Source organism: Pseudoalteromonas sp. SWXJ133 (genome assembly GCF_015864365.1).
GTDB lineage: Bacteria > Pseudomonadota > Gammaproteobacteria > Enterobacterales > Alteromonadaceae > Pseudoalteromonas > Pseudoalteromonas arctica.
This window is the reverse complement of record NZ_JADYXJ010000018.1, coordinates 1-23,172: the sequence shown is the minus strand read 5'-3', so window position 1 is coordinate 23,172 and position 23,172 is coordinate 1. Positions and strand designations below refer to the sequence as shown.

General features: G+C 40.0%; 17 protein-coding genes. 10 read left to right on the top strand and 7 right to left on the bottom strand.

What is annotated here, in order from left to right; genetic code table 11:
- Nucleotides 1-96: 96 nt before the first annotated feature.
- From I6F40_RS13330 to I6F40_RS13320, 3 genes are all read left to right on the top strand, one after another.
- Nucleotides 97-1,980, top strand: coding sequence for a propionyl-CoA synthetase (locus tag I6F40_RS13330; RefSeq protein ID WP_166378150.1), 1,884 nt, complete (start codon nucleotides 97-99; stop codon nucleotides 1,978-1,980).
- 201 nt (nucleotides 1,981-2,181) lie between these two features.
- The gene (locus tag I6F40_RS13325; protein ID WP_166378152.1) at nucleotides 2,182-3,039 is read left to right on the top strand and encodes an MBL fold metallo-hydrolase; all 858 of its coding nucleotides are present in this window, start codon (nucleotides 2,182-2,184) and stop codon (nucleotides 3,037-3,039) included.
- Nucleotides 3,040-3,254: 215 nt separating this feature from the next.
- Nucleotides 3,255-3,488 carry a hypothetical protein gene (locus I6F40_RS13320; RefSeq protein ID WP_166378154.1) on the top strand — a complete coding sequence of 78 codons (234 nt, stop codon included), beginning with the start codon at nucleotides 3,255-3,257 and terminating at the stop codon, nucleotides 3,486-3,488.
- Between the two features lie 346 nt (nucleotides 3,489-3,834).
- On the opposite strand, the gene I6F40_RS13315 is transcribed toward I6F40_RS13320, so the two are convergent.
- Genes I6F40_RS13315 through I6F40_RS13295 form a run of 6 tightly spaced genes read right to left on the bottom strand, consistent with a single transcriptional unit; the run spans nucleotide 3,835 to nucleotide 11,490 of the window.
- Nucleotides 3,835-5,127 (bottom strand): sensor histidine kinase, encoded by a 1,293-nt coding sequence (locus I6F40_RS13315; RefSeq protein WP_197193050.1) that lies wholly within the window; start codon nucleotides 5,125-5,127, stop codon nucleotides 3,835-3,837.
- Nucleotides 5,124-5,807 (bottom strand): response regulator transcription factor, encoded by a 684-nt coding sequence (locus I6F40_RS13310; RefSeq protein ID WP_166378157.1) that lies wholly within the window; start codon nucleotides 5,805-5,807, stop codon nucleotides 5,124-5,126. Before I6F40_RS13310 ends, I6F40_RS13315 begins: the two co-directional genes overlap by 4 nt.
- Nucleotides 5,807-8,995, bottom strand: a complete 3,189-nt coding sequence (locus I6F40_RS13305) for an efflux RND transporter permease subunit (RefSeq protein ID WP_197193049.1) — start codon at nucleotides 8,993-8,995, stop codon at nucleotides 5,807-5,809. Before I6F40_RS13305 ends, I6F40_RS13310 begins: the two co-directional genes overlap by 1 nt.
- Entirely contained in the window at nucleotides 8,995-10,131 is a 1,137-nt protein-coding gene (locus tag I6F40_RS13300; protein ID WP_197193048.1) for an efflux RND transporter periplasmic adaptor subunit, read from the bottom strand. The genes I6F40_RS13305 and I6F40_RS13300 overlap by 1 nt, the downstream gene beginning before the upstream one ends.
- On the bottom strand, nucleotides 10,128-10,331 hold the full coding sequence (locus tag I6F40_RS19820) for a TolC family protein (RefSeq protein WP_331460309.1): 204 nt from the start codon (nucleotides 10,329-10,331) through the stop codon (nucleotides 10,128-10,130). The genes I6F40_RS13300 and I6F40_RS19820 overlap by 4 nt, the downstream gene beginning before the upstream one ends.
- A 46-nt stretch (nucleotides 10,332-10,377) precedes the next feature.
- Entirely contained in the window at nucleotides 10,378-11,490 is a 1,113-nt protein-coding gene (locus I6F40_RS13295) for a TolC family protein (RefSeq protein ID WP_269435499.1), read from the bottom strand.
- Nucleotides 11,491-11,896: 406 nt separating this feature from the next.
- Here I6F40_RS13295 and I6F40_RS13290 point away from each other — a divergent pair, with 406 nt between their 5' ends.
- Genes I6F40_RS13290 through I6F40_RS13280 form a run of 3 tightly spaced genes read left to right on the top strand, consistent with a single transcriptional unit; the run spans nucleotide 11,897 to nucleotide 18,396 of the window.
- A complete protein-coding gene (locus I6F40_RS13290) occupies nucleotides 11,897-14,641 on the top strand; it encodes an Ig-like domain-containing protein (RefSeq protein WP_197193047.1) in 2,745 nt (914 codons plus the stop codon).
- A 13-nt stretch (nucleotides 14,642-14,654) separates the two neighbouring features.
- Entirely contained in the window at nucleotides 14,655-17,333 is a 2,679-nt protein-coding gene (locus I6F40_RS13285) for a TonB-dependent receptor plug domain-containing protein (RefSeq protein ID WP_166378165.1), read from the top strand.
- Nucleotides 17,326-18,396: a cytochrome-c peroxidase gene (locus tag I6F40_RS13280; protein ID WP_166378166.1), complete on the top strand. Its 1,071-nt coding sequence runs from the start codon at nucleotides 17,326-17,328 to the stop codon at nucleotides 18,394-18,396. The genes I6F40_RS13285 and I6F40_RS13280 overlap by 8 nt, the downstream gene beginning before the upstream one ends.
- On the opposite strand, the gene I6F40_RS13275 is transcribed toward I6F40_RS13280, so the two are convergent.
- A complete protein-coding gene (locus I6F40_RS13275; protein ID WP_197152594.1) occupies nucleotides 18,391-19,308 on the bottom strand; it encodes a LysR family transcriptional regulator in 918 nt (305 codons plus the stop codon). The two genes, I6F40_RS13280 and I6F40_RS13275, sit on opposite strands and share 6 nt — an antisense overlap.
- An 80-nt stretch (nucleotides 19,309-19,388) precedes the next feature.
- Here I6F40_RS13275 and I6F40_RS13270 point away from each other — a divergent pair, with 80 nt between their 5' ends.
- The 4 genes from I6F40_RS13270 (at nucleotide 19,389) to I6F40_RS13255 (ending at nucleotide 22,980) form a co-directional block, all read left to right on the top strand.
- A complete protein-coding gene (locus tag I6F40_RS13270) occupies nucleotides 19,389-20,528 on the top strand; it encodes an alkene reductase (protein WP_166378168.1) in 1,140 nt (379 codons plus the stop codon).
- 377 nt (nucleotides 20,529-20,905) lie between these two features.
- Nucleotides 20,906-21,163, top strand: coding sequence for a hypothetical protein (locus I6F40_RS13265; RefSeq protein ID WP_166378170.1), 258 nt, complete (start codon nucleotides 20,906-20,908; stop codon nucleotides 21,161-21,163).
- 380 nt (nucleotides 21,164-21,543) lie between these two features.
- Nucleotides 21,544-22,308, top strand: a complete 765-nt coding sequence (locus I6F40_RS13260; protein WP_024589716.1) for a DUF6515 family protein — start codon at nucleotides 21,544-21,546, stop codon at nucleotides 22,306-22,308.
- A 171-nt stretch (nucleotides 22,309-22,479) separates the two neighbouring features.
- Nucleotides 22,480-22,980, top strand: coding sequence for an RDD family protein (locus I6F40_RS13255; RefSeq protein ID WP_166378172.1), 501 nt, complete (start codon nucleotides 22,480-22,482; stop codon nucleotides 22,978-22,980).
- Nucleotides 22,981-23,172: the final 192 nt, after the last annotated feature.

Here is a 23,172-nt window from a genome sequence, read left to right as displayed (position 1 = left end):
AACTTTTAGCCGACCAAGGTCGAATAGCTTGCTTGCTAAAAAAAGCCTACATTTTGTAAGGTCTCTCACACACAAATTTAGTTTCAGGAGCCTTACATGTCAGGCGAATATCAACAGCAATATAATGCCTTTAAGCAAAACCCAGCCCAATTTTGGCTCGAACAAAGTAAAAATATTCCGTGGTACAAAGCTCCCACAAAAGCATACACACAAGACGACGATGGGCTTTCCCATTGGTTTAGCGACGGGCAATTAAACACCAGTTTTTTAGCACTAGACCAACACGTTATTGCCGGATTTGGCGAGCAAACTGCACTTATTTACGACTCTCCAGTCACTAATACAAAGCAAACTTATAGCTACTCACAACTACAACAAGAAGTTGCTAAATTTGCAGGCGTAATACAATCGTTAGGTGTTACAAAAGGCGATCGCGTTGTTATTTATATGCCAATGATCCCACAAGCGGTTATTGGTATGTTGGCGTGTGCTCGCCTTGGTGCTATTCATTCTGTGGTATTTGGTGGGTTTGCTGCACACGAATTAGCTGTACGCATTGATGATGCCAAGCCCAAGCTTATACTTAGCGCCTCATGCGGTGTTGAAGTAAACAGCGTTATTGAATACAAACCACTTATTGATAACGCAATAGACTTAGCTACGCACAAAGTAGAACACTGCGTTATTTATCAGCGTCCACAAGTAACCGCCACTCTTAAGCCTAAACGAGACATAGATTGGACTCAGGCAATGCAAACAGCTGCAATCGCAGATCCGGTGCCTGTAAATGGTAACGATCCGCTTTATATTTTATATACCTCAGGCACGACAGGCACACCCAAAGGCGTAGTGCGCGAAAATGGTGGTCACGCAGTGGCAATGCAGTACAGCATGGCAACCGTTTATGGTATGAAGCCCGGCGACGTATTTTGGGCAGCGTCTGACATTGGCTGGGTAGTTGGGCACTCTTATATAGTTTACGCGCCGCTAATGTATCGCTGCGCGACCGTATTATATGAAGGTAAACCGGTTAAAACCCCCGACGCCAGTGCATTTTGGCGCGTGGTTGAAGAATATAAAGTAAATGCATTATTTAGTGCCCCCACCGCCTTTAGAGCAATTAAAAAAGAAGATCCAAATGCCGATGGTTTTAATCAATACGATACCTCAAGCTTAAAACGTTTATTTTTAGCTGGCGAGCGGTTAGATCCTCCCACTTATGAGTGGCTTAAAGAAAAAACCAAACTGCCAGTGCTCGATCATTGGTGGCAAACCGAAACTGGCTGGGCTATTGCTTGTAACCCTGTAGGGCTTGAGTACTTAGCAACAAAACCTGGCAGCTCTACCGTGCCTACTCCAGGTTTTGACGTGCGAATATTAGATATGGATGGCAATGAATGCGCAGCTAACGAGCAAGGCGCCGTGGTAATTAAACTGCCACTTCCACCGGGTTGCCTACCAACAATTTGGCAAGATACCCCGCGCTTTAAAGCAAGCTACCTAAATGAATACGAAGGTTATTATTTATCTGGCGATGGTGGTTATATTGATGAAGACGGCTACCTATTTATTATGGGCAGAACCGACGACGTTATAAATGTAGCAGGGCATAGGCTTTCTACTGGCGAAATGGAAGAGATAGTAGCCGCGCACCCTGCTGTTGCCGAATGCGCTGTTTTTGGTGTGAACGATCCCCTAAAAGGGCAACTCCCTATGGGAATGATCGTGCTCAAAAATGATTTTATAGGCTCAAGTACCGACGTAGAGCAAGCGCTTGTTTTAAGTGTTCGTAATCAAATTGGCGCGATTGCGTGTCTTAAAAATATAGTTAGCGTAGATAGGTTGCCCAAAACCCGCTCGGGTAAAATACTGCGTAAAAATTTACGTCAACTAGTTGATGGCGAAGAGCTACAAATACCTTCAACCATAGATGATGCAAGTATCTTTGAAGAAATAAACCAACAACTAACACAAAGATAAACCCAACCAACCTATCTAAAGCCATTTTTATAATGGCTTTTTATTTCATCCTCATATTTGATCCTTTTACTTAGGTTTAGGCTTAGGTTTAAGTTTTAAGTTTTAAGTTTTAATTTAACTAGCAACTGAAATTTTTTACAGCTTTATGCTTTCTTCTTTTAATAGCGTTATTAATTTAATCAATTTTAAAAGGAATGGTGTATGCCCCGCTTGCTACAAAAACTATTAACTACAGCCTTATTATTTATAGGCTTTGCCACACAAGCCTATGAAATAGAAGACTTAGGGGACGGCTTACACCGCTTTATAGACGACAGACACCGCTCAGTATTTTTAATCACTCCTGAGGGCGCAATTGTTACCGACCCACTTAATAAAAAAGCCGCCACCTGGTTAAGTGAGCAAATTAAAACCCGCTTTAACGTACCGGTAAAGTATGTAATTTATAGCCATAATCACAGCGATCATATTTACGGCGCTGAGGTATTTAAAAGCCCGCACACCACGTTTGTAGCGCATAAACTCGCTGCGCAAGATATTAAAAACACAAAAATGAAAACGGTAATGCCCAGCCTTGCTTTTGATGACGAGCTACTACTTACTCTTGGTGATTCAACAGTAAAGCTTAACTACCATGGTCCAAACGATGGTCGTGGTTCGGTTAGTATATTATTCGAAAAGCAAAAAACGTTGTTTGTGGTTGATTGGATTGTTATTGGTAGAATGCCGTGGCAAAAACTGTGGAGTTACGATATTCAAGGCATGATTAACTCAACCCAAGCGGTATTCAAATACGACTTTAATACTTTTGTAGGCGGACATGCCGATATGGGTAATAAAGCCGATGTAGCACGTTACTTAAGTTATTTAGAGCTTTTGTATAGCCAAGTAACAGCAGGCGTTTTAGCCGGTAATACGCTTGACGAAATTAAACAAAATGTAAAATTAGACCAATTTAGTGACTTTAAACAGTTTGATGCATGGTTACCACTTAACATAGAAGGCGTGTACGAGCGTTTAATGGAAGAGTCTGGTATGGGTTGGCGCAGCGATTTATAAGCTTGAACTCAGCGGACTAAGCTCTGAGCTCTAAACTCAATATTATAAGCATTGGTATTGGCGTATTTAACGCAGTACCAATGTACCTATTAATTAGTTAAATGATATCAAAAGCCATATAAACCACCTTTACAATATCCTTACGTTTGCTTACAGCACTATACAAAAAAAAGTTTATCCTAGGCTTTGTATTAAGCTACATAGGACTAATAAACATGAACTTATCTTTAAAAATAGTTTTAGTAATGACGACCGCGCTTATTATGAGCGGCTGCACTGTATATCAACATGGTCCCAGTGCGCATAAACCACATAAAAAAGCAGTTAAAGTAGTTACGCCTGTTTTAGTAACTGAGCACAACTCTCCAAACATTATTATCGTAAAAGCCAAGCCCACAAAACAAGCCTGCACTAAACACGATGATCATTGGCATTGCAAGGCTCGTTAACAGATACTTTGCTAAATAAATCACTAAGTTTCTATATTCTCAGCGTTAAATTAAATATTTTTGAATATAAAAAACCGCGCTAAAGCTTTTTTAAAAGTGCCTTAGTGCGGTTTTTATATTTCAAATCCAAGTAACCTAAACTCTGGATAATAAATCTATCTCAAGCAGCTATTTTCAGCGATAACTGCGTTGAATTTACTTGCAATAGACCAGCTATTGACGCGTAAATTCGCCTTGTTTTCACTGAAAATTTCTGGCTAGAGAATATAAATTTAAATATCACTATGATTCAATATGTTAGTAAATCTCTTAACCAGAGTTCAGGTTAAGTATTAAAAAAAGCGTATTAACTAAAATCGACCACCACTTCATAACGCCCAGGCATGTCGTTTACTTCGTATACCCAACCGTGTCGTTTTATTATTTTTTCGCTTAACTCCAACCCTAAACCGTAGCCAATATTGGCAGGCTTGTTTGTGTTATTAGTCGCGTGTGACGTATCAGTTTGTTCGCTGCTATTTACTATAATCACACGGCTGCCCTGCTGAGTAATTCGCACTTGCCCTTGTTGCGTATGCTGATACGCATTACGTATTAAGTTAGTAAGCACAATGTGGCATGCAGTGGCTTCGGTATTAATAGTCGTATTTTGGTTATCGGTATTTATAAGTACATCAACTTGTTTTGAATTGAGTAAATAGTCGAGTTCGTTACCCAAGGTCGTTATTTTTTCGGCTAGGTTTACAGGCTCTGGTGAACTTTGCTGGTCGTCATTTCTGCTAAGCCACAATAACGTCTCGGTTAAATCGCTCATGGTTAAACCGGCGCGCTCTATTCGCTGCAGTGTAAGGTGTTGTTTATCGCTTAAAGGTGCTTTTTCGCTTAAACGGTTAAGTAACTCAACGTTGCTGCGAATAACCGAAATTGGTGTACGTAACTCGTGGCTCGCATAACTTAAAAAGCGCTGTTCTCGCTCAAGGCTGTCGTGAGCTGAAAGTAAGCTACTGCGTATTAACGTTGCCAAGGTATTTAGTTCGTTATAGGTAAAATCGGGCGGCGTGTTTTGTAAATTCTTTTGATTTAACGACTTAGCCCAACCACGTAGTGACTCTACTGGCTTGGCTATTTTTTTCATTACCATAAACAAAAAGAAGGTAAATAAGGCAATGGCTGCAAAACCAGTAATGGCTATCAATGTCATGCGGTGTATTGGTTTTACACTTCCCATTCTTTTAGGGCGATTTTTTTCAAGCATAATGCGCGATATATAACGCGCCTCGCCATTTGGGTTTTGATAGTAAACAACAAAAAACAAGTCTGCAGGCATGGTAAACAACGAGGTATTATCTTTCACTTTTTGTAGTACACCGGCTTCATTTGGCGCTACTTCAAATTTTTGCTGTATTATTTCTGGCATGTCTTCCCAACGGCTCGCCACATTAAATCCAACAATATTTTTTAGCTGCCCATCTTCAATCTCAGTGGTTTGCGAAAGCTCAAACATAACTCCGTTTAACCCTCGGTCTAAGCCATCAATAAAATAATTAACACTTAAAAACGAAAAGCCAATTGCCATTAATGAACTTAAAAGCACCACGGTGGCAAAAAAATACAACCTCAGGCTGGGTCTAATTTTCATGCTTGTGTCTCATTTTTTAATTTTAGCGCAAACCCTACACTGGGTATTGTTTCAAGTACGGCTTGGCAATGCGCTTGCTCTAGCTGTTTGCGCAAATGATGAATATGCACTTTTAAGCTATTGCTGTCTGGCTGATCGTCGCCCCATATTGCTTGCATAATTACCTGTCGGGTTACCGGTTTTTGCTGCTCTCGTACAAGCACTTCTAATAACTTAAAAGTAATGGGTGATAACTTTAAACTGTGCTCTGCCACTGTTGCTGTATGCGCGGTTAAATTAAGTGTTAAGTTAGCAAATGTAAGTCGCTTTACCTCTCCACTTTTACGCTTTGCTAATACTTGAACCCGCGCTACTAGCTCTTTCATAGCAAATGGTTTTACTAAATAGTCGTCACTACCGGCTGCAAACCCCTCAAGCTTATTGTCGAGGCTATCGCGCGCTGTCAGCATTAATACTGGTATATCAATGCCTTGCTCACGCAATGTTTTACACATGGTTAAACCGTCCATTTTGGGCATGTTTACATCTAATATAATCATTTGATATTGATTACGTTCTATTAAATTTAAACCCATTACGCCATTGCTTGCATGGTCACACTCTATTGACTCAATTTCGAGATAATCAACAATGGTGGTTGCCAAGTCTATGTCGTCTTCAACCAGTAGTACGTTTATCATTAAGAGGCTGTTTCCTGCGTTTTATTTTTAGCACCTAGCGATTTTAGCACAGCATCAATACCGCGTTTAGCATCGGTTTGAATCATCAATAATGCCGGTATAAGTATTAAGGTAATAACCGTAGCAAACAAAATACCGTAGCCAAGTGATGCCGCAGCAGGAATTAAAAACTGTGCCTGCATTGAGGTTTCGCTAAGTAGCGGCACTAAGCCTGCGTAAGTTGTAATTGAGGTAAGTAATACCGCACGCAAACGACTCGTACACGACTCAACTATGGCATCGTGTGTGCTCATGCCCTCTTCTTTTACTAGTTCGTTAAAGCGTGAAACAAGTAATAGGCTGTCGTTTACAACTACGCCACTGAGCGCCAAAATACCATTTAATGACAATATACTAATGGTTAAGTCGTTCCACCAATGTCCTAAAATAGCGCCCACAATGCCAAACGGAATTGCCACCATGATTAGTACTGGTTGAATGTACGATTTAAGCGGAATAGCCAGCAACACGTAAATAACTAATAAAGCCGCTACAAACATAGTACTCATTGAGCTGGTGGTTTCGCTTTGTTGCTCTGCCTCTCCTGCAAAATACACACTTAAGTTAGGAAATTGCTGTGTTAACTCAGGAATTAAGTCGCGCTTTAAATTAGCAACTAACTCGTTTGGAGCAATCACGTTTTTATCTACTTGTGCGCTTAAATAAATTGCACGTAGTCCATCAATGCGGGTTATTTCATCTTGCTGATATTCACTGCTTACTGTGGCTACGTTTACTAGCGGTACAACGGTGCCATCAGGCAGGCGAATACGCGACTGCATTATATCCGCAGGTGTTTTACGAGCATCTTCTGGGTAGCGTACACGCACTTTAACTTCGTCTTTATTACGTTGGTAGCGCTGTACAACTGCACCACCAAAGGCTTGAAGTACTTGCTTTGATAAACTGGCTGTATCCATTCCAAGTGCACGCCCTTGTGCATTTAGGGTAAATTTAAGCTGTGGCTGACCTGGGTTTAAGTTGTCGTCTATTCCGTTAACGCCTGCGGTATTTTGTAAGCGCTCCTTAAATAGTGCGCCCGCCGCCATTACGGTTTCGTCGTCCCACGCTTTAAGCTCAACTTTAAAGTTATCGACCATTTTACGCGTGGCTAATATTTGTAATTTTTTACTGCCCTCAAGGCTACCTGCTACGCGCTGCCACTCTTGAGCAAATTCGCTTGCTGTAAAAGCGCCTTCGTTTAATAGCTCAACGCTTACTTCACCGCTGGTGTCGCTACTACTAATGACTTGTAGGCTGGTTATTTCGCTTTTGTCAGAGCTCAACTTGGTCATTAAGTTTTGCTCTGCTTGTAATGCACTTTGCTCAAGCGTTAGTAAATTTGTGTTTGTTTGCCCATAAGCAGCGTCGTTTTGCATAACTAAATCGGCTGTTACGGTGTCGCCTGCAATACTTGGGAAGAAACCAACCTTTACTGTGCCTGTCATTGGCATGCCAATAACTAATATAAAAAAGGCGATAAACGCAGCGACTACGGCGTATCTAAAGCGCAGTGAAAATTCAATAACCTTGCAGTAAATGTTTTTACTAAACCAGTTTAAGCCACTATCAGCACCATGTTGTATTTTTGACCACAGACCTCCTAAGCCTTTTTTAACTTGGCGTTTAGTACTAATGTGGGCTAAATGCGATGGTAAAATAAGTTTTGATTCAACAACCGAAAGCAGTAAACAAATGGTCACTACGGTAGCAAATTGAGAGTAAATTTTACCTAAGTTGCCTGACACATTCGAAAGCGCCACAAACGCGGCAACGGTGGTTAACACCCCAAATATTGTTGGCACAGCAACCTTCATGGTGCCTAAAACCGTATTATTTAGTGTATCGCCATGCTTTTTACGTGTGGTGTAAATACTCTCGCCTACAACAACGGCATCGTCTACCACTATGCCCAGCGCCATAATAAAGCCAAAGGTGGTCATTTCGTTTATGGTCAGTGCGGTGTAGCCATCGGTCATAAAATAAAGGGTGCCAAAAAATACAAACGGCAAGCCACCAGCCACCCACAGCGCTACGCGTACGTTTAAAAATATGGCAAGTATTACAAACACCATAATTATACCGGTCACGGCATTTTTAGTAAGTAGCGATAAACGTTCGGTGATCATGGTGCTTTTGTCGTGCCAGCTTTCAAGCTCTACATTTTGGGGTAATAAACCGCTTTCGTGCCATTTATCTATTACGCTATTAGCTTGCTCAACAATGGTAGTTATATCGCTGCTATCGCCCATTAAAATTTCAACGCCTACGGCATTTTGTTGGTTATAACGGCTTAATGAGTTGCTATCTTCGGCAAATGAGTCGGTAACGGTTGCTACATCGCCTAACTTAATTTGTGTACCTGATGCAGTACTCAACAATACAATATTGGCAAAGTCGCGCTGCCAGTAAGCTTGATCGGCGGCTTTTAAGCGTATAATTTTACTGCTATCGCGCAAACTAGTCGAAAGCGGGCTTGATGACTCATTATTAATGACCTCGCTTATATCGCTAATACTTAAGCCATAGGCTTGGAGTTTACCTTCGTCGATTTCTATGGACATCATCGGGTCAATCACACCCGACTGCGCTACGTCGCTAATGCCTGATTGCGCTAATAAATCGGCTTTAAGTTTTTCGCCCAGGTTTTGTAATATATGGCGATCGGCATCCCCAAAAAGTTGCAGCGTTAATGCATGATCTTGCCTACGGGCTTTATCAATAACAGGTTGCTCGGCATCTGCCGGAAAGTTATTAATAGCGTCAACTTGGTTTTTAACGTCAACAAGTAACTCATCGAGTGAGTAATCAGTACTTTTTTCAATGCTTACATGGCTGCCGCTAGCATCGGATGTAGAGGTAATACGTTTAATACCCGATACGGTTTCGAGCGCTTCTTCAATTTTTAACGCTATTCCTTCTTCGGCTTGCAATGCATCGCCACTGTCATAAACCACCGATACCGAAATAGTATCTGGCTCTAAACTCGGAAATGCCTCTTTACGTAAAGTCGTAAGCGACATAATACCCATTACAATCACACTAACTAACAATAAGTTAGCGGCAACAGAGTTATTTGCAAACCAGTTAATAATACCGTGCAGCGGGTTATTATTACTGGGTGATTGAGGTGCTTGATGAGGGCTCATTATTGTATCTCCTCAACAATTGGATTTACTTTCATATCGCTTAGGTAACTTACTAATGGGCGCGTTACTACTTTTAAAGTACTTTGCTCTGCAACTGGCGAAATATATACGTAATCACCACGCTCAAATACTTTATTGGCTTGTATGCTTACTAAGTTGTTTTGATCATTTACGTACCAAATTGAACCATCTTGAGATACCGCAGAAGCAGGTAATTTAATTACGTTACTTAACTGCTTACCGGCAATTTCTACCGCTAAAAATGTGCCTGGCAATAACGGCGTTGCTTGCTCAAACGGTTTATCTAAGGCGACAATTACGCTGCGCTGACGCGAACTGTCATCGAGGTGTTGCTCAAAACGTGCAATATAACCATTCCATTTAGTATTAGTGGTTACATCACTTAAAATAACCTCGCCTGATTTATTATTTGCTAAGTTTTGCCACTGGCTTAATGAAAGCGGCACGGTTATTTCTATTTTGTCGGTACTGTTTAGCGTGGCAAGCGTATCGCCAATACCTACATAAGTACCTAAATCTATATCGCGCGATAAAATAACAGCGTCAAATGGTGCACTTAACTGGGTGTTATTTACATCACGCTGTGCGGTTTTAAGTGCATATTGTGCTTTATCGAGCGTAGCTTGCGCGGCTTCTAATTGCAGCGTTCTAAATACAAGCGGCGAGCTTGGTGCTTGCGTAACACCTGAGCGTTCCCATTCACGTTTTGCCTGCTCACCTAAATCTTGTTCTTCTTGCAGTGCTAGTTTTGCATCAGCCAATGTTGCTTTTGCGCTAGCTAGAGCTTGTAAGTATTCTGTATTATCTATTTGTGCAAACACCTGCCCTTTAGTTATTAAGTTACCGGTCGCAAATTGCTCGCTCATACTGGTTACTTCGCCTTTAACTTGTGCTTTTAAGCTAAGTGACCAATGCGCTTTAGCTTCACCATGCCCACTAACATAAGCCTGATAAGTGCTCGGAACTGCATTAATTACCGATACATTTGGGGCAATAGCGGGAGGTTGTGGGCTATTTGCTTGTTCAGCCATTTTTTGACCGTTATACATAATAGCAAGCCCTATACAAACAATAGCAACAAGCGTTACAACAACCGGTGTTGGCGAAATTTTCATGACGATACTCCAAGGCCCAAAGCGAGGCCTAAATCTATGCGGTTAGTTAAAAGGGTGTAGTTTATTTGGCTAAGCTGGGCTTGCAGGTCGTATACTTTTTGTTGCACTGTTAGCAAATCTAAAATATCAACCAAACCTTGTTGATACTTACTTTGATAGTTACTAAAGCTGCGTTGAGCGCTGGCAAGTGCATTGCTAATTTGCAGTTGTTGCTCGGTTAATGATTGCTCCTGCCCGAGTGCATTTTCAAACTTCGTTTACCGCACTTAGCAGCGTATCTTGGTACTGCCAAAACGCTTGCTCGGCATTTAATTTTGCAATATCAACTTGCGCACGCAGTGCTCCACCTTCAAATAAAGGGGCACTTAAACTCCCCAATAAACTCCACACAGGGCTAGTTAATAATGCTTGGCTTGGCGTGCTTGCTAAATCACTCAGTGATGCCGAAAGCGAAATACTCGGTAGTAGCTCTTTGTACGATACATCAACCAAGTAATGCTTTGCCTGAATGTTGTAATAGGCACTTTGTAAGTCAGGTCGGCGTGCCAAATCTTGCTCTGGTAATGTACTTAATGGCTCAATAACGCTTGGCAGTGTTAATTTACTTGGCAGGTTTTGAAGTTTATCAGTGCCTACAATTAGCATTAAAGCACGCTTTGCTTTTGCTATTTGCTCTTGATAATCGGCAATGGTCGCGCGGGTAGATGCCGTGCTAGTACGGGCGGTATCAAGCGCTTCTAAATCACCTAACCCATATTGGTAGCGCTCTACAATACTTTGCTCATTATTTTGTAAAACAACTAAACGTTGCTGCTCTATATCGAGCAAATTTTGCTGCAAAATAATATTTAAATAAGTACGAATAACACTCGCTACTAATGTGTCTTTAGCGCCTTGATAAGTAGCTTGATTACTGGCAATAGTCATATCTTGCGCGGCTACGTTGTCAGCAATTTTTTGCCATATATCGGCTTCCCAGCTTATACCTACTGATGAGCTGTATTGCGTACCTTCGGTTTTACTGCGCTGCGCGTCAAATCCTGCATCTACACTAAACCACTGACTTGCAGCGGTTACATCACGCTGCGCATAAGCTAGTTTTAATGCAACATGCACTTGATTAAACGATGGGTTATTAGTAACAGCTTGATCAATAAGCGAATCAAGCCCTTCTATATTCACCAAATCGGTAATGTAATTTACTTGCTGTGCGTTACTTTGCGTGTACTGCCAGTTTGCATGTTGCTTTAGCGACTGCTCAGTACTATTACCTTGATAGCTTGGCTGACTACTGCATGCAGCAAGTGTGCAACTAAGTGCAAGTAAAAAACCGGTTGAGTGCTTTTTAAAATAAACCATTTAACTATGCCTAATTCATACCATTGCACATAGCTTATTCGGTCGAGGGTTAAGGAGAGGTTAAATGGCATTAACCTATTTAATTTTGATTAATAAATTTATTAAAAATACTAAGCCGATGCAAACTCATATTTTAAGCTATTTTATAGGTGGTAATTTTGTTCAGCCCCTACATTTAATAATGAGAAAAGCTTTCATTAGTTAAGTATATAAATACTTTTTAGCTGAACTTAAAATATTTACATTAGCTATACACCTTTCTGCTTTAACGTCTCTTTACTTTTTAAACCCTTGATTAGTTAAAGGTAACATTCTTATTTTTAACATAAATACCGACCTTGAACTGTGAAACACAATTGATATGCGTTATCATTCGCAACATTATTAACTTCTAATATTAACAATAATGAACAGACTTATTAAATTTACCCCTATTTTATGCGCACTCGCTTTAGCAGGTTGTGGAAGCGGCTCGGGCAACAGTGCACCATTATTTACCCAATCAAATTTAAGTTTTACGCTTAATGAAGATACCGCTTTTTCAGGACAGGTTTCAGCCACTGACGACGACCCGCTTAGTTATACTTTGGCGCAATCGCCAAGTAACGGCATTATTACATTAGAGGCTAATGGTGAATTTACTTACACACCACACGCTGATTTTTTTGGTGAAGATAGCACGACTATTTCAGCAAGTGACGGCAGTTTAAGCGCTGATGTTGTTGTACGTTTTATTATTGAAAACATTAATGATGCACCTACTATTTCAACAACTAATGTTACATTTACTACCTCAACAACAAGTGTAGGTAAAATAAATACTAGTGATGTTGATGGCGATGCAGTGAGCATTACGCTACTTACACCGCCAAGTAGTGGTGTAATATCTATAAATAGTGAAACTGGTGAATTTAGCTATGAGGCACAAACACTCACTACGCAAAATGATGAATTTACCGTTAGTTATACCGACGGCATTATAAGTGAGCCATTAACTGCGACTATTTCACTTAGCCCCTCTTATGTAACAAATGAAGACAAACGTAACTACTACTACAGCTCAGATAAGTCTCATTTAAAACAAGCCGATTTAATAACAGAAAATATTAACGATGAACTATCTCGTTATAGTATTTATCAAACTCAAGCTGCAGCTTATGCGCGCGCTGGTTTTTTAACTACCGCACAAGAGTATTTATTACTCATTAATGAGCAAACAGCCTATGCCGATGGGCTTCTAAAAGTAGCCAGTGCACTGGATACGATTAATCGCTCTGAGCAAGCTATAGAATATAGAGAGCTAGCTTTAACATCTTATAACCAATACCTTGCTGAAAAAGGATTGGATAATATAGACAGAAATGATGCATCTTGGTTGTTAACTATTACACGAGACTATTTAGATGCATTACAACTGTCGCAAGCAACTAGCTTAATTGAACAAATTGAAGGCTATGCATTAAACGCAGCACAGGATGAGTTTACAACTACATTTGGGTACTTTATTACTGCATTTTCAAGTGCTGCAAGCTCAACTCTTGAATCATATGCAGCGACACCCACTGCTGAAAACTTAGAAACTGCAAAGTTATTCGCCAAATCGTTCGCTCAATTAAGTAATAAAACAGGCTACGTAATAGCAAAAAATGGTGATTATAAAGGAGAGCCAACTCACCGCTCTCGTATACTATATTTAGCATGGTCGGCAGAGTTTTTATTACAAACTAATCAGTTAGAACTTGCCCGTGAATATACTAATAAAGCACTCGCTCTTTATGGTATTACTAATTTCGATAGTAATTATAATTATGCTGCCTCACCTTATTCACAAGCAACTCTTAGCTACTACCCGTATGCACTAAGTAATTTGGCTACACTTATCGAGGCGCTGTACGACACAACTCAAAACCCTGCATATGAACTAATTACATCTGAGTGGGAGCAATCATTTGCACAACGCTCAATGGTTTCATTTATTGTGGCGCAGCGTTTATTAGCAGGCGAAGATACCACAACAGTACTCGATGAAGTTGCTCAACCTTTTAAAGATAAAGATGAATATAACGTGCTATTTCAGGGGTTAACCGATACTACAAACTTACCTGGTACTGCACTTATTTTGAGCCAATTTAATCGAAATGATTTAGCTCAACAAGTAATGAATTATGCCGGTGATTTACTTATTTCAGATGAGTACATACAAGCCGAGAGTTATGCAACGTATCTTACTGGTTTTAGAGGCTGCTCTGCTTTTGTTGAAATAAGCGGTCGCGTTGGTATGGATGAAAAAGTTCAAGCTGAAAAGTGCATTACTATGCTCGAAAAACTACAAAGCGGTGAGCTACAAACACTCTCATCTAGCAGCCAAATTTCAGTTCATAGCAATGTAATAATGACGCTAACTCGATCTGGCTCAACGAATGATATCCCAGCTATATATACGCAATTACTTAACTATATATCAGAACTAGAAACCCCTGAAGATCGCTTTGAGAACCGCTTAGAAACACTTGGTTTTATGATTGATGCGGGTTATTCAACACAAGCATTAGACACATTTACTTTATCGGTTGAAGAAATTACGCCTTTAATTTCAGAGTTTGATAGCAACCAATTAACCGATCTAGTTGAGCTTTTAAAAGAGTATATTTTAGATATTGAAGCGCCTAAAACTGGGTATTTCACTATTTACAGTGCGTTGTCATCTATGGGGGCTAATGCTCAAAACATTAATGACTATGAAGCTAAATACCAAGGATTTAAAGCACCAACGTCTACGTTAATTAATACTTTAGAGGAACGCATTACTGCGCTTTCAGACACCGCATTACAAAGTAATATGATGGACTTAGTTTCTGCTCATGTGCTTCTTGGTGATAATGCTAAAGCAATTTCGTTAATTGAAAATAGCGTAAATGGCTCAGCAGATAAACTCAACCTTTATACTGAAATGGCAAGTTTAATAGCTGCCCGTGATGACTTTAGAGAAAAAGCAGTTGCCAGTGTAGATACCGATCACGACGGACTTCCTAACTTTTTCCTACCAAATGTAAGCGAAGACGACATAACAGCCTCAGGTTTAATAGCCGATCAAGATGCCGACAATGACGGCATTATTGATAGCGAAGACAGTACTCCACTTGGTAATTAATTAAGAGATTTAAATGCAGACACCTAGCACCTTAGCGTGTCTGCTTTTGCTTACCCAAAACGCTTATGCAGCGAACGAGCAAGAGCAGACCGACCAGTCAAAACCCATATGCAGTACTTTACAAAATGAAGAAAAAAAACGTTGTGAAGCCTTAGAACACATAGAAGTAAAAGGTCAGTACATAGGTATTGAAGTGCCTGAAGTAATTGGTCGCTCATACCTCGACCGTAACTTTATAACCTCGACCGCTAAAGGTAATGGGGATATAAATGAGTTAATTGCCCTCCTTCCTGGAGTACAACTCAGTAACGACGCTTTTAGTATTGAAAGCTTGGCTGAAATTAGCGCACCCGAAATATCTATTTCTGGCGCGCAACCTTGGCAAACAGGGTTTTCGATTGATGGCATGAACTACAACAACCGTATTGATCCCGCCAGTGCTACGCGAGTTACAGCTACCAGTAATGATGTGTCGGGCGGTGTGCAAAGCATGAATGTAAATTCAGATATTGTTGAATCAATAACCGTGTACGACCATAACATTCCAGCCGAATTTGGTGGTTTTTCAGGCGGGATTGTTGATGCTAAAACCAAAAGTGCTTTTGCAAAAGACAGCTTTAGCTTTGGTGTGCGTGGGAATCAAAGTAGCTGGGGAGAATACCATTTTCTTAAAGCTGATGAAGAGTCTGGACAACGAAATGTTGATGATGAAGCGCTAGAAGCCCCTGAGTTTAAAAAAATAAGTTACTCATTGAGCGCCAATAAACAACTCAATGAACGCCACGGACTTATGGTAAGCGTTAATTACCTTACCAGCGACATTAGTGATTTTTCACTGGGTCAACCAAAAACGCAAAGTCGCCGAAATATTAATGCATTAGTTAAATATGGATACAAAAATGGCTGGGTCGATCAGCTTGATATTAGTTTAATGTACGCCCCTTACGAAGTTGATAACTTTATTGTTGATACCAAAGACAGTAACTTTCACTTAGAAGGTGGAGCAGTGGGCGGCGTAATATCGTTAACAGAAAATTTAAGCTTTGCTACATGGCACAGTAACCTTAATGTAAATTTAAGCGATAGCAGTCGAGAGTCCCCAGATCACTTTTATAATTGGTTGCAGGCAAAAGGAAAGCAATGGGGAGAATTTGCGGACCAAGGATTATCTAATACGCGTTACTCAAAGCAAGGTGGATATGGGGCGATCGATAACACACAGTTGACCACTAGTTGGAAAAACACTCTCGATTTTAATACGTTTAAATTTTTGAGTGTAGAGCACAATATTAAAGCTGGTATAGAGCTTATACACCAAGAAGTGAAACGTGAACGTTTTCAAAATAGTTACACATACGACTCTCCTATTATTTGGTCAAGCGCCAGTGCACCACTTAATTGCAGCGGTTACACGCTTGATTGCCAATCGCTTGAATCTGCTATTTCTATAGAGCAACTTACCGAGCAATTGGGAAGGAGTATTGATTTTAATAACCCTGAACATATTGCAGCTTATAGCGATAACATTGTAAGTACTGCACAGTATTTTAATGGTCGTAAAGTTACACCTGCTGAATATATAAATGTAGGACTTAACCGTAGCGCTTTATATATGACCGATCATTTAACGCTTGGTCATGTAAATATTAACTTAGGAATACGCTATAACTATGATGATTTTTTAAAAAATCATAACTTAGCCCCGCGTATTTCGCTTGGTTACGATGTGTTTAATGATGGACGTACAATAATAAGCGCAGGCGTAAACCGTTATTATGATTCAGGAATTATTGGTTATAAAATAAAAGAGCAACAAAGCTTTTCGTATAACGAATACCGCCCTATCGAAAACGGCTACTTACAAGGCTGGTTACCCTCTAATTACACTGGCGCATTTAAATATCGTTTTAACGATGTGCAAACACCTTTTGATGACGAGTTAGCTTTTGGTATAGCTCACTCATTTGAAAAAATTGGTAACTTTTCACTTAAGTATGTAAAACGGAAAAAGCATCAACAATTGTCTCGCTCAACTGCTGATACGCCAAGTGAAGATGGCTTCAAATATATTGAAATAACAAACAGCGGTACAGGTAGCTCTGAGCGTTACTCGATTGCATGGAGTGCACAATTTAAAGCACATTCACTCTGGGCAAATGCTTCATATGCGCAAAATAAAGTGTCAAACGACAGTTACAATGCAACCGCAAATAACACCCCTCTCGATGAGCTAGTTTATTACGTTAATGCTAAAGAGGAAGGTGAGCTCGTTACACTTAGCCAGTTATCTCAAATTCGCACCAATTTTGGAACTCCCGTAACCGGTGCTATGGGTTGGAATGTTGACTGGCTTGATTCACTTAGTACAGGCTTGAACATTACCTATAGTGGCAGCTTTGATACAGCTGTTAGCACAGGCGCAAGTGAAAGCGTTGAGCTAGACAAGAGCTGTATAAGTTGCCCTATTACATCTACTTTGGTGGATATTTATGAGCAACGCGTTATTCGCGCCCGTACTATGGTCGGTTTAAGCTTACGATATAATCCTAAAATTAGTGAAAAACACAACGTAGAAATACGCGCTGATGTATCTAACCTTTTAAACGCACGCACTTACAATGTAAACGAAGGAGCCGCGGGCATTGAGCCTGGCCGAATGTTTTGGCTTGGAGTAACTTATAAATATGATTAAGCTACTTGGTTTAATAACATTATTACTCCCCCTTAGTATGCACGCTCAACAATACAGCGACAAAGAGCTACGTGGTTTGTATAGTAAGAGCCAAGTAAATTGGCCCCCAATTCAAACCAGTGACGGACGTATAGTTGAGCCTCTTTCGCTATTGCCAATAGCCACTCCACCGGCAGAGCACGTTGCACTTGGCAATAAGCTTTTTCATGATACACAGCTTTCACGCGATAAAACCGTAAGCTGTGCAAGTTGTCATGAACGAGATAAGGGTTTTCATGATGGTCGTGCCACTGCAATCGGTATAAATGATCAAGTGGGCACCCGTAATACCCCTGCAATTTTTGGTATAGATCAGTGGCAAAGTTTTTTTTGGGATGGTCGCGCTAAAACAGCTGAGCAACAAGCACTTATGCCCATTAGCAATCCAATTGAAATGGACTTAGATCCACAAAAAGCTTTAATGCGGGTCAATAAAGATAAAAGCTATACGGCATTTAATAAAAGTGCTTTTAATTCAAATACGCTCTCCATGGCACAAATGGCAGAAGCCCTCGTTGCATTTGAGCGAACACTCATTGCACCTAATACTCGTTTTAAATCATTTATTAATGAGGTTCAGAGTAATCCAAAAAAAGCGGTTAGACGCTTATCAGATAGTGAATTAAACGGATTACATTTATTTAGAACCAAAGCAAAATGTATGACTTGCCACAATGGCGCACTATTAAGTGACAACCAATTTCATGGCACTGGCCTTCATTACTACGGCCGTAGTTTTGAAGATAAAGGCCGGTTTAATTTTACAAATAATCCAAGTGATATAGGGTTATTTAGAACCCATTCTCTACTTGGTTTAACACAAACATTTCCTTGGATGCACAATGGGCTTTTTGATGATCTACTGGGCATAGTAAGCATGTACAACCATGGTGGAGCAAGACCTAAGCCCAGAAAAACCCAGTTAAACGATCCTCATTTTCCTAAAACGACGAAACTACTAAAACCATTAAAATTAACTAAGCAAGAGCGTTTAGATCTCGTTGCATTTCTAAGAATTTTATAAGTTTTGCAGCTGCTCTATCAACCATTTATGGATTGGGCTGTTATTGGTACGAGGATGCCATGCGGCTATTACTTTAAAGGTAGGAGGCAGAGCTTCTATTTTTAGCTGTTTAACTTTGCTGTTTGGTAATAATCTTGATGGGTAAAACGCGAGCATATCAGTAGTATGTAAAATGTCGGGCACTGCTGAAAAACTCGGTACCGACATTACAATATTACGTTTTAGCCCTTGGCTTTCAAACCACTGATCGTGCGAACCACGCAAATTAGCGCGCGATGGCGACACCACTAGCTGTGAATGCTTTGCAAATTGCGCCAAACTCAAAGGCTCAGTGTAAGTAGTATTACCTATACCGGTAATACACAAATGCTGTTCTTCAAACAAAGTGATATAAGAAAGGTTGTCGGGTATAAATTCTGGAAAGCTTATCAGCAAATCAAGCTCACCGGCCGTTATAAGTTGATTAACGTTGTCGGATGCAAAGTCGCGCACAATCAGCTTTAAACCTGGCGCTTCGCGGCGGGTAATATTAAATAATTGCGGTAGTAAAGCCTGCGTGGCGTAGTCGGTTGCGCTTATGGTAAACACACCTTTATAAGTTTGCGGACTAAACAGCTCGGGCTCTAGTAACGATTCTAATTGCTTTAAAATATGATTAACAGGCGCCTTGAGTCCTTGCGCTTTAGGAGTAGCAACCATGTTATTACCTTGGCGAATAAACAAGCGATCGTCAAATAAGTCTCGTAGTTTTCGTAGTTGCTCACTAATAGCTTGTTGCGTTAACCCCATTTTTTTGGCTACTTGCGAAAGATTTTGCAATTCTAATAAGCTACTGAGTACTCTTAACTGTTTTATATCGAGCCGACTAATACCATTCATAATTGTATGCTGCACAAAAAAGTGTTGTTTCAAATTGTATCTTTAAATCTCTATGCTGCCAATGTTGCTTAACCACTATTTAAGCCTTTGTTTGCTTTATAAGAGAATTTAAAATGAAATCAGAATTAGTTAATACCGCCCCTTTATTCTCACCAATTGAGCTTGGCCCTTTTACACTTAAAAACCGTATTGTGATGCCACCTCTTACTCGCTCTCGTAGTACTCAGCCTGGCAATATTCCTAATGAATTAATGGCTGAGTATTATGCACAGCGCGCATCGGCTGGTTTTATGGTTACCGAAGGCACACAAATAGAACCTCGTGGACAAGGTTACGCTTGGACCCCAGGTATTCACTCGCAAGCACAAATTGAAGGCTGGAAAAAAGTAACACACGCGGTACACGCTAAAAGAGGTGTTATTTTTGCTCAGCTTTGGCATGTAGGGCGCGTATCGCACACCACGCTACAACCAAATTCAGGTAAACCGGTTGGCCCTTCAGATATTATTGCTGACAATGTAAAAGTATTTATTGAAACCGCACCTGGTGAAGGCGCATTGGCTGACCCAAGTGCCCCCCGTGCACTAAGTACTACTGAGGTTGGCGAGCTGGTAAACATGTATGCGCAAGCTGCACGTAATGCTCTAGAAGCAGGCTTTGATGGCGTAGAGCTTCATTGTGCTAACGGGTATTTAGTTAATCAGTTTATTTCTGAACATACTAATAACCGTGACGATCAATACGGTGGAACGCTTAATAATCGTCTGCGCTTTTTAAAAGAGATAGTTGAAGCGGTAAGTGACGTTGTAGGCTCTGATCGTTTAGGTGTTCGCTTTGCTCCTTTATTTGAAAGCACAGATGAAACACGAGTGTATCTAGGACTTGTTGAATCAAACCCTCATCATACTTATGTACAAGCCGTTAAAGTGCTTGAGCAAGCTGGCATTGCTTACTTATCAATAGCGGAAGCTGATTGGGAAAATGCTCCTGATTTACCACAAGAATTTTATAAAGCAGTACGAGCTGAATTTTCAGGTCGCATTATTTATGCTGGTAAATACACAGTAGAAAAAGCGGTGCGTATTTTAGGTGAAGGTTACGGTGACTTATTTGCATTTGGTCGCCCATTTATAGCTAACCCTGATTTACCAGAGCGTATAGCGAATAATTGGACGTTTAACGAGGCCGATGCAGCCACTATGTATGGCGGTACTGAAGTAGGTTATAGCGATTATCCTTTTTATCAAAAGTAGTCAACCTAAACGATATATGGAATTGGTATAGAACCAATACGGTTTTATACCAGGTAGCTTAATTAAGCTGCCTGTTTTGAAGTAAGAAAAGGTGTTGATAACACTGCTGAATTTGTTATTAATTGTTCTCGACAATTGCTCTTTCATTGCCCTACCTTCTGCATTTATGCAGCCATATATCAGTCATTTTTTAATAGAGTTAGCGTTAGATTGAATCTCTCAAATTGATTAAGTATTACTGCGGATTGGTATTAGCGTCAAGAATAGTAAAGATAAGTAAAAGGGTGTAAAGCCTCCCTACAGTTGCCCCTATATGCAGTTGGCATTCAGTTTCAAACGTCAATACTAGCCATGTTAACCACAAACGAGGCAATATTATGAAACTTACATTTATACTACCTGCACTATTAGTTATTGGCACTTTATCTAGTTCTGCATTTGCAGCACCACATGATAGATATACAAAGCAAGAATATAAAAAGGTTCAGCTAAAACGAGAACTGAAAAAAATTAACCAGACTAAGGTAATCAAGTACGTTCCCGTTAAAGTTGTTAAAAGAAACGTTAATAACACAGCATTTGTTAAAGTTAATGTCATAACGTATCACCCTAACCTTAAATTTATTAAAAGATAAATGCGTACTTTAAAATATAAAGTCATGTTTGCGGCAATAAACAACGCGCCGCAAACTTAGCTTTTTACACTATTTAAACTCTATTATTGGTATTTTCCCATCTAAAATGCACGGAAATAACGTTTTCTAAGCACAACAAAAAAGTCCAAACACATAATTTAATAGCAATATTATTAAAATATCTCTCGTAATACCCCCCCCCTTAAAAAGAACAGAATTACCCTTAAAAATCGTCAAAAACTAGAGATTATGTCAAGAACCGTCAGTAAAATGTAAAAAGCTGTAAGCATAGCTCCGTTTGCTGTTGTATGTCAGTTAACATTCAGTTTGAACCGCTAGTATTGAACCCAGTTATGTAAAAACATAAACGAGGCAATACTATGAAACTTACTTTTTTACTACCTGCACTGCTCGCCATTGGCGCAGTATCAGGCTCTGCGCTTGGAGCACAAAACGAGCGAGAGAATGATAAAAGCTTTAAACGTGACCACGACAAACGTGTTGAATATAAACGCGATGAACGCCGCCATGAAAAAAAGCAGCGTATTGAGCATAAAAAAGAAAAACGAGAAGACCGTAAACAAGAAAAACGTAAACTTGCTAAGTACAAGCAGGAAAAGCGTGAACAATACCGCTACAACCAGCGCAAATATAACTACTTAACAAACCATAATAATTCAGTCGCTTACAGACAAAATCGATTTATAAACCATTTACCACGCAATAGCGCATCGATTAGATTTAATGGTATTTCGTTTACGTTTAACGACGGCCTTTACTACCGTAAAGCTAAAAGAGGCTACCATGTAGTTACGCCACCTAGAGGCCTGCGTATAAATACGCTACCAAGAAATTACAGGCATTTTAAGCATCACAATACCACCTACTACACATATCAAAACGTGTATTACGTCGCAAATAATGACGGTTATACAGTGGTTGATGAGCCACCAACCCGTCTTAATCAGGCAATAAAAGTGGGGAATGTGAATGATTATAGCTTGGGCCAAACTTACGATTCATTGCCTCAGGCAGCACAGGCCGTAATAATTAACTCGCAGCAGTATTTTAAATACGGCGATATTTATTTTTTACCGCAAATAAGTGGTGACGACATCAAATACCTTGCTATCAAGCTAGGTTAAATCCGCTATAAATTAAAAGACCTTGCTACCAATAGCAGGGTCTTTTTCATTTCCCCTGTAGGTAATAACTTAAAGCAATAAAATCAATTCCCTCTCTAAGCATTAACATGTCTTAGTATTTGTAAGCTTTTTTGCTAAACTAGCTCGCATATTAATAGTGAGAGTGTATTTATGTCGGATGAGTTTCCACGTGCTGGTTTTTGGCGCCGTTTTGCGTCGTTAGTTTACGATACGTTAGCCATTATTGCGTTTGCGATGTTAACTGTAGTGCTGTATTTATTTGCCGTTCAAGGGCTTATTTCTCTCGATGTAATTAGTTTAAATGGCACAGAGGATGTATCTGCCTTTATTCAGAACTCAAATCTTCTTTCGGGTATTCGTACCGCTCTTTTAATTATTGTTACCTTAGTATTTTTTGGCTACTTTTGGACTAAAAGCGGGCAAACCATTGGCATGCGTGCATGGCGTTTAAAAGTACAAACTCTTGAGGGTAATTTAATTAGCTGGCCGCAATCAATTATCCGCAGCGTTAGCGCTTTACTCGGTTTAGGTAATTTGGTGGTGTTAGTAGATTTTAAAAACAAAAAAGCACTGCAAGATTACATCTCTAAAACAGAAGTTATTGCACTTACTAAAGAAGAAAACAGACGTATTTATAGTGAGCTTGATTAATACCAACTTTTCAAATCGTGAGTTAAGCGGTAATTAAGCAGTAGTTAAAAAGCAAAAAGGGTGACCAGTGGTCTAACACCACTCGTTTAAGAACGAGTGGTGTTTTTTCGTTTATACCTAACTGGATATTTTTGTGTCTTTGCGAGCACCGTTCGCGGATAAGCTTTTCGCTTTCTTTTCTCCGGTAATATT